The sequence below is a fragment of the Halorubrum sp. GN11_10-6_MGM genome (assembly GCF_005435165.1).
In the GTDB taxonomy this organism is placed as follows: domain Archaea; phylum Halobacteriota; class Halobacteria; order Halobacteriales; family Haloferacaceae; genus Halorubrum.
Genome location: NZ_SGUC01000030.1, coordinates 26,851 through 37,857 on the forward strand (window position 1 = coordinate 26,851; position 11,007 = coordinate 37,857).

General features: G+C 67.3%; 14 protein-coding genes. 6 read left to right on the plus strand and 8 right to left on the minus strand.

The window, feature by feature from the left end:
* Positions 1–170: 170 nt before the first annotated feature.
* The 4 genes from rpl7ae to ndk are packed head-to-tail and all read left to right on the plus strand — an operon-like array spanning position 171 to position 1,438.
* Positions 171–533, plus strand: a complete 363-nt coding sequence (rpl7ae, locus tag EXE46_RS12985) for a 50S ribosomal protein L7Ae (protein ID WP_004595322.1) — start codon at positions 171–173, stop codon at positions 531–533.
* Between the two features lie 6 nt (positions 534–539).
* Complete coding sequence (locus EXE46_RS12990; protein WP_004595321.1) at positions 540–764, plus strand: 30S ribosomal protein S28e; 225 nt, start codon at positions 540–542, stop codon at positions 762–764.
* A gap of 3 nt (positions 765–767) precedes the next feature.
* A complete protein-coding gene (locus EXE46_RS12995; protein WP_137688813.1) occupies positions 768–962 on the plus strand; it encodes a 50S ribosomal protein L24e in 195 nt (64 codons plus the stop codon).
* Positions 959–1,438, plus strand: a complete 480-nt coding sequence (ndk, locus tag EXE46_RS13000) for a nucleoside-diphosphate kinase (RefSeq protein ID WP_137688814.1) — start codon at positions 959–961, stop codon at positions 1,436–1,438. The genes EXE46_RS12995 and ndk overlap by 4 nt, the downstream gene beginning before the upstream one ends.
* A gap of 163 nt (positions 1,439–1,601) precedes the next feature.
* Here ndk and EXE46_RS13005 read toward each other — a convergent pair whose 3' ends face one another.
* The 4 genes from EXE46_RS13005 to EXE46_RS13015 all read right to left on the minus strand — a co-directional run bounded on the left by EXE46_RS13005 (position 1,602) and on the right by EXE46_RS13015 (position 5,718).
* Complete coding sequence (locus tag EXE46_RS13005; RefSeq protein WP_137688815.1) at positions 1,602–2,858, minus strand: PQQ-binding-like beta-propeller repeat protein; 1,257 nt, start codon at positions 2,856–2,858, stop codon at positions 1,602–1,604.
* Between the two features lie 120 nt (positions 2,859–2,978).
* Positions 2,979–3,734: a carbonic anhydrase gene (locus EXE46_RS13010; protein WP_137688816.1), complete on the minus strand. Its 756-nt coding sequence runs from the start codon at positions 3,732–3,734 to the stop codon at positions 2,979–2,981.
* A gap of 116 nt (positions 3,735–3,850) precedes the next feature.
* Positions 3,851–3,985 (minus strand): hypothetical protein, encoded by a 135-nt coding sequence (locus tag EXE46_RS17635; protein WP_255509572.1) that lies wholly within the window; start codon positions 3,983–3,985, stop codon positions 3,851–3,853.
* Between the two features lie 68 nt (positions 3,986–4,053).
* On the minus strand, positions 4,054–5,718 hold the full coding sequence (locus EXE46_RS13015) for an ABC transporter substrate-binding protein (protein WP_137688817.1): 1,665 nt from the start codon (positions 5,716–5,718) through the stop codon (positions 4,054–4,056).
* A 139-nt stretch (positions 5,719–5,857) separates the two neighbouring features.
* Here EXE46_RS13015 and phoU point away from each other — a divergent pair, with 139 nt between their 5' ends.
* A complete protein-coding gene (gene phoU / locus EXE46_RS13020) occupies positions 5,858–6,532 on the plus strand; it encodes a phosphate signaling complex protein PhoU (protein ID WP_137688818.1) in 675 nt (224 codons plus the stop codon).
* Between the two features lie 11 nt (positions 6,533–6,543).
* On the opposite strand, the gene EXE46_RS13025 is transcribed toward phoU, so the two are convergent.
* Together EXE46_RS13025 and EXE46_RS13030 are read right to left on the minus strand one after the other, a co-directional pair.
* Positions 6,544–7,950, minus strand: a complete 1,407-nt coding sequence (locus EXE46_RS13025) for an ATP-binding protein (RefSeq protein ID WP_137688819.1) — start codon at positions 7,948–7,950, stop codon at positions 6,544–6,546.
* Between the two features lie 214 nt (positions 7,951–8,164).
* Positions 8,165–8,524: a hypothetical protein gene (locus tag EXE46_RS13030; RefSeq protein ID WP_137688820.1), complete on the minus strand. Its 360-nt coding sequence runs from the start codon at positions 8,522–8,524 to the stop codon at positions 8,165–8,167.
* A gap of 97 nt (positions 8,525–8,621) precedes the next feature.
* On the opposite strand from EXE46_RS13030, the gene EXE46_RS13035 reads away from it, so the two are divergent.
* The gene (locus EXE46_RS13035) at positions 8,622–9,254 is read left to right on the plus strand and encodes an IS6 family transposase (RefSeq protein ID WP_137688821.1); all 633 of its coding nucleotides are present in this window, start codon (positions 8,622–8,624) and stop codon (positions 9,252–9,254) included.
* Positions 9,255–9,281: 27 nt separating this feature from the next.
* On the opposite strand, the gene EXE46_RS13040 is transcribed toward EXE46_RS13035, so the two are convergent.
* Together EXE46_RS13040 and EXE46_RS13045 are read right to left on the minus strand one after the other, a co-directional pair.
* Positions 9,282–9,935: a hypothetical protein gene (locus tag EXE46_RS13040; RefSeq protein WP_137688822.1), complete on the minus strand. Its 654-nt coding sequence runs from the start codon at positions 9,933–9,935 to the stop codon at positions 9,282–9,284.
* A 41-nt stretch (positions 9,936–9,976) separates the two neighbouring features.
* On the minus strand, positions 9,977–11,007 hold a 1,031-nt coding region (locus EXE46_RS13045), incomplete at its 5' end, for an ATP-binding protein (RefSeq protein ID WP_137688823.1).

Genomic DNA, 11,007 nt, shown 5'->3' on the forward strand with positions numbered 1-11,007 from the left:
TCCTCGCCCTGTGATCCCCGCTCGCACACCCGCCAGACATTGAAAGCGCTTTTATGGATGTCCGGACTACGATGGGGCACAGCCTCTGTGGGGTTGATGATGTGCCGTTCCGTTAGGGACCGACCACGGGACGGGCACGCGAGCCCGCACGGAGGATAGGTGAACAACATATGCCCGTTTACGTAGACTACGACACCCCGGCAGACCTCGCGGAGCGATCCCTCGAAGCGCTCGAGGTCGCCCGAGACACCGGCACCGTGAAGAAAGGAACCAACGAGACCACCAAGGCCGTCGAGCGCGGCAACGCGGATCTCGTTATCGTCGCCGAGGACGTCTCCCCCGAGGAGATCGTGATGCACCTCCCCGAGCTCGCCGAGGAGAAGGGGATTCCGGTCGCCTTCGTCGACACGCAGGACGAAGTCGGTCAGGCCGCCGGCCTCGAAGTCGGCTCGGCCGCCGCCGCCGTCGTCGACGCCGGCGACGCCGCCGACGACGTCGAGGACATCGGCGAGAAGGTCGCGGAGCTCCGATAACCTCCCATGAGCGCAGAAGAGGGCACCGGCGACTCGACGACCGCGGAGGTCATCGAGGTCGTCGGCAAGACCGGGATGCACGGCGAGGCCATGCAGGTCAAGTGCCGCATCCAGGAGGGATCGAACCAGGGCCGGATCATCACCCGGAACGTCCTGGGTCCCGTCCGTCTGGGCGACGTGCTCCAGCTGCGGGAGACCCAGCGCGACGCCGACTCCATCGGAGGCCGATAACCAATGGTCGAGACACGCACCTGCGACTACTCCGGCGAAGAGATCGAGCCCGGCACGGGCACGATGTACGTGAAGAAGGACGGACAGATCCTCCACTTCGTCGACTCAAAGGCGGAGAAGAACTACTTCCTCGGTCGCGAGGCGCGCGACCTCGAGTGGACCGAGGAGGGTAACCGCGCGGGAGGCGACGAGCAGTGAGCCACCACGACGAGCGCACCTTCGTGATGGTGAAGCCCGACGGCGTCCAGCGCGGCCTCATCGGCGAGATCGTCTCTCGCTTCGAGGACCGCGGGCTCAAGCTCGTCGGCGGCAAGTTCGTCCAGCTGGACGAAGAGCTCGCCACGGAGCACTACGGCGAACACGAGGACAAGCCGTTCTTCGACGGCCTCGTCGACTTTATCACCTCCGGCCCCGTCTTCGCGATGGTGTGGGAGGGTGCGGACGCGACCCGACAGGTCCGCGCGATGGTCGGCGAGACCGACCCCGCCGAGTCCGCCCCGGGTACGATCCGCGGCGACTTCGGCCTCGACCTCGGCCACAACGTGATCCACGCGTCGGACCACGAGGACGAGGGCGCCAACGAGCGCGAGATCGACCTGTTCTTCGACGACGAGGAGCTCGTCGACTACGACCTCGACACCTCGGCGTGGGTGTACGAGGACGAAGACCACTAACGCGGCCGCTCTCGGATTTCTCACTTTTCGTCGCCACTCGTCCGCTGAGCCCTTGCTCAACCGACACACCGCGTTTCCGGTGAACGGCGCTGAGGACTCCGGTTCGGTCGTCCGGTTTTCCGGAACGAACCGTATATAAACGACTGCGGCAACCGCCGCCGGCTCAGGTGTCGACCGCGATCGCGGTCCCGTCGTCGGCGACCACGATCACCTCGTCGCCGCCGTCGCCCGTCACATCGGCGAACAGGGGACCGCCGTAGGCGACGACCTCGCTCGGCCCGCCGCGGGCGATCACCTCGCCCTGTTGGGTCATCGCGAGTACCTCGCCGGCGCGGTTGACCACGACCGGTGCGCGCTCGCCGTTCCCGTCGACGTCGGCCATGCGGGGCTCGTTGATCCGCGTCGTCGCGCCGTACTGCTGTTTCCAGACGACCTCGCCGTCGAGGAGGTCGACGGCCCACACGCTCCCGGAGCCGCCGACGTACACTCGGCCGGGGTCCGCGTCGCCGACGGCGACCGGGAGGTCCTGAAGCCCGACCTCGTACCGGTCCGTGCCGTCGCTCGTCTCCAGCAGCTCAAGGTTCCCGTTCGCGCCGCCGAGCGCCAGCACCGGGCCGTCCCGGCTGTCCGCCGCGTTCCAGCTCAGCGGGTTGACGCTCGGCTCCGTCGTCCAGCGCGCCTCGCCGCTCGCGTCGAGCATGTGGACCGTCGCGGGGTCGCCCGCGGTCGTCAGCACCGCGAGTCCGCCCCGCTCGCCGGCCTCGGCGTCGGGCTCGACGACGAGCGGTCGGCGGTCGACGTCGCCCGGCAGCGAGGCCTCGGCGACCGCCTCGCCCGCGGCGTCGACGACGCGGACGTTCCCGCCGGTCGTGACCGCCGCGACCTCCCGACTCCCGTCGCCGGTGAGATCGCCGACTGCGGGCCGAACTCCGGCGGGGCCGCCGAGGTCGACCGCGAACCGCTCCGTCCCGTCGCCCGCGTCGAGGACGACGAGTCGGCCCGACGCCGTCGTGAGCGCGACGACCGTGTCGCCGCTGAGCGTCCCCGTGGTGAGTCCGCTGACGGCGACTGGGTCGTCGCCGTCGGCGTCGTTCCCGTCTCCCGACCCGTCGCCACCGCCCCGCTCCGCGTCCGGCCCGGCGATCGGGGCCGTCCAAGGCGTCTCGTCGGTCCCGACCACGGTCGCGCGGACGACGCGCGACCCGTTCTCGACCGCGGGTCGGAGGAGGAGGGGATCGCCGTCGACCGTCGCGACCACGGCGCCGCTGCCGTCGTCGCCGGCCGCCGGTTCGGACTCCCAGACGACGGTGGTCTCCGTGGTGGCGTCGTCGACGCCGACGAACGCGAACAGCGACACGCCGACGCCGGTCGCGCCGCCCGCCAGCAGGATCAGCGTCGCGAACAGGACGCGTCGGTCCATTTGAACCCCTTTCGGGCGTCGCCGTGAAACGGTTGTCGGATGCGCCCCTCCGCTCCGCGACGGTCCGGGCCCTCCGCTCCGCGACGGTCCGGGTATCGGACCCGGGAGCGACGCCGACCGCTACAGCAGCGTCGCCACGTGGTCGGCGCGCGCCTCGCCGACGAGGTCGCGCAGCGTCGCGGGGTCGCGCTCGCCGTCGGCGTTCACGAGGTAGACGGCGCCGTCCCGGTCGCCGTAGACGCCGTGGAGGTCGTAGACGAAGCCGTACACGGTCGCGTCCGCCGCCTCCTCGCGTTCGCGGGCGAACGCGACCTGCGCGTGGACGTTGTACTCGACGAGGCGGTCGCGGACCCGGGCGTCCTCGCCCGAGTCCCGTCCGTTTTTCGGGGCCGAAACGGCATCGTCCTCACGGAGCGAAACGGCGTCGTCCGCCTCGCCGCCGACGGCCGGGTCGTCAAGCCCGTCCTCGACGATCGGCACTAGCGCCTCGACGGCGGCGCGGACGCCCGGCTCGGGCGGGAACTCGCCGGTTCGAGCCGCCGTGAGCGCGGCATCGACCGCGCCGCACCCGGTGTGCCCGACCACGGCGAGGACCTCGGTGTGGGTGTGACGGAGCGGGTACGCCACGCTCCCGTCGAGGACGCGCTCCCCGTCGACGACGGCGCTCACGCGGTTGCCGATGGCGCCGGCGGTGAACAGGAATCCGGGTTCGTCGACCGCGAACATCCCCTCTTGGGAGACGCGCGAGTCGGAACAACAGACGGAGACCACGCCGGGGCGCTGGTCCTCCCGGTGGCGGTCGAAGGCGCCGGGCGCGAGCGCAGCGACGTGCTCGTCGTTGCGGTCGAGGAGGTCGGCGAGGATCCCGCGATGCATACCGTCTCGACCCGCCGGAGCGACAAAAACGCCGTGGGCGCTCGGGCCGTTCTCCGCGCGAGCGGGGCTCGCCGACGGCGGACGTGCCGACCCGTCACCCTCGGAACCGGCGGCTGTCAGGCGACGAGCCCGACGACCGAGACAAGCACCCCGACGACGAACACCGCGAGGAGCGCGACCGTCGCGAGCACGACCGCGGGCGCGAGCGCCTCTTCGTTCTCGTCGAGGACGAGGTCTGTCATGTTCTGCATGTGCGGTCCCTCGGCGCCGCGGGGTTTGAACGCTTCGACCGAGGCCGCGCCCCCGCCGAGCCGGCCCGTTACTGGTCGATCCAGACGTTGTTGTAGTCGCTCAGGACCCGCGGGTTGTACTGCGAGCGCGGGTGGGCGACGAAGTCGTTGACGTAGTCGCGGACGCCGATGGAGACGCGCAGGCTGTAGCTGGGGAGGTGGACCCGGTCTTCGAGCAGCGTCGGGATGATCGACTCGTACAGTTCGCGCCGCTCGTCGATGTCGCTGGCGCGCCGGGCCGCGATGATGTCGTCCATGAGGCTATCGTTCTCGTAGTAGGTCCCGTTGGTGGCGCCGATCTGGCCGTCGTGGAACAGGTTGTACACGTACGAGTCCGGGTCGGGACCGCCGAGCCACCCCAGCGCGTACATGTTGTAGTCGTCCTCGTTGCCGGTGTCGTACGTGTCGAGGAAGGTGCCCCAGTCGTAGCGGCGCACCTCCGCCTCGTAGCCGGCCTCGTTCAGGCCGTTCGAGACGGAGACGCCGATCTGTTCGCGGAGGTCGTCCGGCGGGACGATGATCCGGAAGTTGTAGTCCTCCGGGACGCCCGCGTCCGCGAGCAGCTCCGCGGTGCGGTCGATGTCGCGGTCGTGCCCGATGTCCGCCCACTCATCGGTCGGGAAGTCCCACGAGTCCGCGACCGGGAGCGGCACCGGCGCGTAGTTGCGCTCCCCGGCCGGCTCGATGAAGTTCGAGACGGCCTGGTCCATCGAGACGGCGTAGTCGATCGCCTCGCGGACCTGCGGGTCCGCGGTCGGCCCCTCGTTGCAGTTGAACGCGATGTAGTAGTAGGAGATGCCGGGCTCCGACTGGAGCGACATGTTCTCCGCGCTCTCGACCGTCTCCCACGTCTGGGGCGTGATCCCGTCGGCGACGTCCGACTCGCCGGTCTCCAACGAGACGACGCGCGTCGTGCTCTCCTCGACCGGCTCGAACCGGAGCCGGTCTAAGTGCGGCAGCGTGTCGCCCCAGTAGTCGTCCCACTTCACCAGGTCGACGAACTGCCCTTCGGTCCAGTCGTCGAACTCGAACGGCCCCGAGCCGACCGGCGATTCGAGGTTGAACGCGTCCTTGTCCGCCTCGCGGACCGACTCGGGGACCACGCTCCGCGTCAGCGCGAGCGTGTAGAAGGGCCCGTACCCGTACTGGAGATCGATCTGGACCGTCCGGTCGTCGACGACCTCGACGGTGTCGATCATCTCCACGTCGGGGGCGTTGGCGGTCTCCTCCTCGACCGGTGCGGTCAGTGAGTACCGCACGTCCTCGGCGGTGACGGGGTCGCCGTTCTGGAACCGCGGTCCATCGCGGAGCTCCACGATGTACCGCGTCCCGTCCCGCTCGACGGTCGGCTCCTCGCGGGCGAGGTGCGGGACCGGGTTCGTCCGCTCGTCGTATGCGTACAGCGGCTCGAACACCTGCGAACACACCTGCTGTGAGTAGATGTCGTTGACGACGATCGGGTCGAACTCGATCGGCGACACCTGCTGTGAGTACACCAGCTCGCCGCCGCTGACGGGCTCGCTGCCGTCCCCGCTCCCGACGTCGGTCCCGTTGCCGTCGGTTCCGTCGGTTCCGTCGGTTCCGTCGCCGCCGTCGGAGCTGCGGCCGGCACAGCCGGCGACGGCCCCTGCCGTCACTCCGGTCGCGACGCCGCGGAGCACGCGCCGTCGGGACCGATCGAGTTTCTGTGACACGCGCTCCCTTTCGGCTCGGTATATAAATCACCGGACACACGGGCAGTGTTCGACCCAACGTCGGACAACCGGAGACAATTTCTGGTAACCTGTCGTCGTCGACGTGTTTTTGTGCGTCGGGCGTGGCGGATACGCCAAGATGCCACGCGAACAGTACCAGACGAAACTGGAGGGACTCCGCGACGACGTCCTCTACATGAGCGAGCTGGTCGCCGAGCGCCTCCGGATGGGGCTCGACGCCCTCGAACGGCAGGACGAGGAGTTGGGCGAGGAAGTGATCACCGGCGACGCCGAGATCAACGACCTCTACCTCGAACTGGAGGGGCAGTGTACCGACCTCATCGCGCTCCAGCAGCCGGTGGCCGGCGACCTGCGGTTCATCGCGGCCTCGTTCAAGATCATCACCGACCTCGAACGGATCGCGGACCTCGCGACGAACCTCGGCGAGTACGCCAAACGGGCGGACCGCGAGGTGTTCCCCGACGTCGACGTCCAGCGCATCGGCGACGATACGCTGGCGATGCTCGACGAGGCGATGGAGGCGTACGCCCAGTCGGACCCCGAGCGCTGTTTCGCCGTCTCGGAGGCCGACGACGACCTCGACGCCGCCTGCGAGGCCGCGAGCGAGCTCGTCGTCCGCGACCTGATCGAGCGCGACGAACTCCGCGACGACGAGGACGTGGAGGCGACGATGCGGAACGTCTCGCGGCTCCTCCTCACGATCCGCGACCTCGAACGCGTCGGCGACCACGCCGTCAACATCGCCGCCCGGTCGCTGTACATGATCGAGAACGACGACGAGCTGCTGTACTGACCGCGAAGCGTTCAGGTCACGATCTCGAAGCGGGCCCCGCCGTCCCTCCCGTCGGTCGCCGACACCTCCCAGCCGTGCGCGTCGACGATGCGCTCGACGATCGCCAGCCCGAACCCGCTCCCGTCCTCCCGGGTCGTGTGTCCCTTCTCGAAGACGCGCTCGCGTTCTTCCGGCGGTATGCCGGGGCCGTCGTCCTCGATGAACACGCCGCGCTCGCCCGGAAGGACGCCCGCGGTGAGCGAGACGCCGCTGCCGCCGTGTTCGACGGCGTTGCGGATGACGTTCTCCAGCGCCTCGGTGAGCCGCGCGGCGTCGCACGACAGCGTGACGCTTCCTTCGATCCGCAGGCTGCTCTCCGGCGCGCGGACGTTCTCGTAGCTCTTCGCGACGACCTCCTCGTACGGGACCGGCCGCCGATCGCCGAGCGTCTCGCCCTCCTTCGCGAGCGTCAGCAGCTCGTCGATGAGATCGCTCATGCGCGCGACGGCGTCGCGGGCCGTGTCGATGCGCTCGTTGTCGACCTCCGACGCGGCGAGGCTGAGGTTGCCGGCGGCGACGTTCAGCGGGTTCCGCAGGTCGTGCGACACGGTCGCGGTGAACTCCTCCAGCTGGTCGATCGTCTCGGTCAGCTCCCGCTGGTACAACTTCCGGTCCGTGATGTCGCGCGTCAACCCGACGAGCGACGTGACTTCGCCGCTCTCGTCGGTGATCGGTTTACACCGCGACTCGACCCAGAGCTGTACCGCGTCCGATTTCTCGACCCGGTACTCGACGACCTGCGAAGTCCCGTTCGACGCGGACTCCATCGCCAGCCGAACGCGGTCGACGTCGTCCTCGTGGATCCGATCGAGGAACCCCGTCGGGTCCGTCCGGAGCGCCCCCTCCGTCTGGCCGAAGATCGCCTCGTGGCCGTCGTTGATGAAGTACAGCTCCTCCCACGTCGGCGAGAACACCCACCACACCTGGTCCGTCACGGCGGCGATCTCGCGGAGCCGCCTGTTCGTCCGGTCCCGTTCGCGCTGCGCCCGACGGTGCTCGACGTAGGTGACGATCTTCCGGGCGAGCAGGGGCGCTTGGTTTTCGATCGTGTCTTGGATGACGTAGTCCGTGACGCCGGCCTCGATGCTCTCGCTCGCGACCGCCTCCGTTCCGGTGTTCGTAAAGAGGAGGAACGGGAGGTCGGGGCGGTCCTCGCGGACCCGTCGCAGGAACTCGACACCCGTCGTGTCCGGCATGTGGTGGTCACAGAGCACGCAGTCGATCGGCTTCGCGTCCAGCAGTCGCTCCCCCTCGGCGGCGGAGTCCGCCGCTTCGATCCGGAGCCGATCGCACTCGTCGCGGAGCCGCGTGGAGACCAGCTCTCGGAGCTGGTCGTCGTCGTTGACGTACAGCAACCGAACGGGCCGCTCGCTACTCATGTCTTCCCGACCGGGACCGACTCGGTTAGTAATTGGCGTCTAATACTCATGTCTGATATCCTCTTTCCTCGGCTGTCGGGGGAGGCTTCAGCCCGCCGAACCTCGACTCAGTCGGCGGCGGCCGCGGGCGCTTTCCGCGGCTCCGAGCGCGCGTCGATTCTCTCGGACGCCGGCGCCCATCGTCTCGGCGCGCCGACGAATCCGACACGACCCGTCAGTTCTTTTCGACGAGTTCGCCGTACTCGTTGGTCTCGTAAGGTCCGCTTCCGCTGTCATGCCCGACGGTCTCCGAGCGCTCGCGCCGTGACTCCGGGGCGTTCGAACCGGTCCCTGTCGACACCGGGCTCTCCTTCTGTGACGAACGGCCGGTCGCGTGGCCGGCGCTCGTGTCGTCCGCCTCCGCCAGCGTCGAGAGCAACCCTCCGACAAACCCGACGATGTAGGGGAGTGCGTTCACCACCAACAGCCCTAAGACGATCACGGACGCGACCGCGATGAAAAACAGTAGAAACAGGAGGCCGAAGACGGCCGTCAGGACATCCGAAAGGGCGGAGAGTGGGACCAGATGGACCACGCCGTAAAACGTGTTGAATTTCCTGAATATTAAACCTTCGTCCGGGGGTCGGCGCGGTGTTAAGTTAAGGAAGAGGCGGAGCGAAGTTCTAGTGCCTATGCCAGAAATCGCCCGCCTCACCGAGTGTACCGAGTGGATCGACTTGGAGTTTGTGGAGCGAGAGCGGACACCCCGGTCGATCATTGAAAAGGGTATTCGCCACCATCTCGCAGGATTATCACTTTCGAATACAGTTATTCTTCTTGAGGAATTGGGTGTCAAGAGAAGTCGTGTCGCTGTTCACAACTGGGTACAGAAAGCTGATTTACAGCCAGCTGGCGGTGAAAGCCCGGATCGCGTTGCGGTCGATCAAAAGGCGATCCGGATCAATGACGAGCAGTATTGGCTGTATGCTGCCGTCGATCCGGAAACAAACAGAATCCTTCATTCACGGCTATTTCCGACGTACACGATACCGATCGCACGAGAATTTCTCACAGAATTGGCCGAGAAACACGACGTTGAAGACGCCCTGTTTCTCGTCGATGACGCCGACGATCTGATCGGTGGGCTCCGCCGCGAAAACTATAGCTACCGCGTCGAACAACACGGCTTCAGAAACTCCGTAGAACGTGTCTTTAGAGAAGTAGAACGACGAACCTCTTCGTTTTCAAACTGTTTCAGCCACGTCGATCCACCGACCGCGGAAAACTGGTTACAAGCCCACGCCGTCTGGTGGAATCATGTTTAAGTTAACACGACGGGGGTCGGCGAGGGCCTACGACAGCCGGAGGTCGGACACGTCCTCGTCGTCCAACTCGCCGTCGAGGTCGTCGAACACCGCCTCGGGGTCGAGCGATTCCCCCTCCGTCGTTCGCTCTCGTTCGAACTCGGCGTCCCACTCGTCGCGGAGCTGCGAATCGCCGTGGAGGCGGTCGGTCGACGCAGAAAAGGACTCGACCACGTCACGAGCGGCGACGCCGGCGGTGTCGAGCCGCTGGGTCATCTCCTCGATGGTCAGCTTCTCTTGGGAGAACATCTCGACTAACTCCTCGCGGTCGAGTTCCATCAGGCGCTCCCAGTACCGGTCGTTACGGAGCTCCCGCATCTCGTAGACGTTGAGGAAGTTAGACACCGTCTGGGACATCTGGTCCACGACGTCGAGTTTCCCTTCAACCGTTTCGAGGCGGTCGTTGACGGCCTCGGCCTCACGGAGGGCGGTTTCTGCCGCGTCCTCGTCTCCCGCCTCGCGGGCCTCCATGTACCGTTGTTTCAGATTCTCGTGTTTCTCCTTGAGGCGGTCGCGATCGGTCGAGAGCTGCTCGCGTTTCGCGTTGAGTTCGACCTGCTTGTCGCGGTGTTCGGACCGGTCGAGTTCGAGCGGATGAGTCGTGTCGTCGCCGAAGAGGAGCGTCGAGAGTCGGTCGATCATGTGGGTACGAATGTGGGGGGAATTTGTAGTTGTTGGGTGTGTTACCGCTCGCTTCGAGCGGACGGCCCCGTTCCGTACTGCGCGTTCCACTCGTCGTACTCGGATATCTCCGCCGCCGACAGCGACGCGCTCGTCTGCTCGAACGCCGTCCCCACGTCTCTCGGCGTGATGGGCTCGATCGTGAGGTCGTAGTCGCGCGCTCCGCCGAGACCGCGGTCAGCAACGGAGACGAGATCCGGGTTCGACCGGCGCACCATCGCGTCCACCGAGCGCCGACACAGCGCCTCGATGTCGCTCCCGGTGAACTGTCGGTCCACGCAGGCGGAGGCGATCGCGGCCGCGGGCGAGGCGGCGCCGGTCGCGTCGACACCGTCCGGGGCGAACGTCGTCGGCGGCGAGTCGGCGAACTCGACTCCCCCGCGAACGCTGTGGATCCGGACGACCTCTTCGGCGGCGTCGACGCCCGGTAGCGGGATGAGGAGGCGCTCGGGGAAGCGTCGTCGAACCGCGTTGTCGAGGTCGGCCGGCTTGTTCGTCGCGCCGAGGACCATCACGAACTCGTCTCCCCCCTTGTCGATCCCGTCCAGCTCCGAAAGGAGGGTGTTCAGCACCCGCCGAGACGTCTGATCGGAGTTGTCGTCGCGCGACTGCGTCAGCGCGTCGATCTCGTCGAGGAACACGACCGACGGACTCATCTCCGCCGCGAGGTCGAACAGCGCGGTGATCTGTTTCGACGACTCCCCGAAGTACTTCGACAGGAGACCGCCGAGCTTCACGTCGAAGAACGTCGCGTCGAGCGACCCCGCGACCGCCGATGCCAACAGCGTCTTTCCGGTCCCCGGCGGTCCGAACATGAGAACCCGGTCGGTCGCGGCGACCGCCGAGGGCGTCCCCTCCACCGCACCGAGCGCGATCGCACGCTTCAGTCGGTTCTGAACAGATTCCAAGCCGCCGATATCCTCCCAAGTCACCTCTGTCTCCGAGACGAACGACTCGACGCGGCTCTTGAACTCCCCGTCGTCTTCGGAGTCACTCGAACCGCTCCCACCCGCCCCGCCGCTGCCGCCTGTTC

What these genes read in the sequence shown, in the direction of transcription:
- EXE46_RS13035 (WP_137688821.1), top strand. Translation starts at nt 8,622, where the DNA reads ATGCCAGAAATCGCCCGCCTCACCGAGTGTACCGAGTGGATCGACTTG.
- EXE46_RS13005 (WP_137688815.1), bottom strand. Translation starts at nt 2,858, where the DNA reads ATGGACCGACGCGTCCTGTTCGCGACGCTGATCCTGCTGGCGGGCGGC.
- EXE46_RS13025 (WP_137688819.1), bottom strand. Translation starts at nt 7,950, where the DNA reads ATGAGTAGCGAGCGGCCCGTTCGGTTGCTGTACGTCAACGACGACGAC.
- rpl7ae (WP_004595322.1), top strand. Translation starts at nt 171, where the DNA reads ATGCCCGTTTACGTAGACTACGACACCCCGGCAGACCTCGCGGAGCGA.
- EXE46_RS13040 (WP_137688822.1), bottom strand. Translation starts at nt 9,935, where the DNA reads ATGATCGACCGACTCTCGACGCTCCTCTTCGGCGACGACACGACTCAT.
- EXE46_RS13010 (WP_137688816.1), bottom strand. Translation starts at nt 3,734, where the DNA reads ATGCATCGCGGGATCCTCGCCGACCTCCTCGACCGCAACGACGAGCAC.
- EXE46_RS17635 (WP_255509572.1), bottom strand. Translation starts at nt 3,985, where the DNA reads ATGCAGAACATGACAGACCTCGTCCTCGACGAGAACGAAGAGGCGCTC.
- EXE46_RS12995 (WP_137688813.1), top strand. Translation starts at nt 768, where the DNA reads ATGGTCGAGACACGCACCTGCGACTACTCCGGCGAAGAGATCGAGCCC.
- phoU (WP_137688818.1), top strand. Translation starts at nt 5,858, where the DNA reads ATGCCACGCGAACAGTACCAGACGAAACTGGAGGGACTCCGCGACGAC.
- EXE46_RS12990 (WP_004595321.1), top strand. Translation starts at nt 540, where the DNA reads ATGAGCGCAGAAGAGGGCACCGGCGACTCGACGACCGCGGAGGTCATC.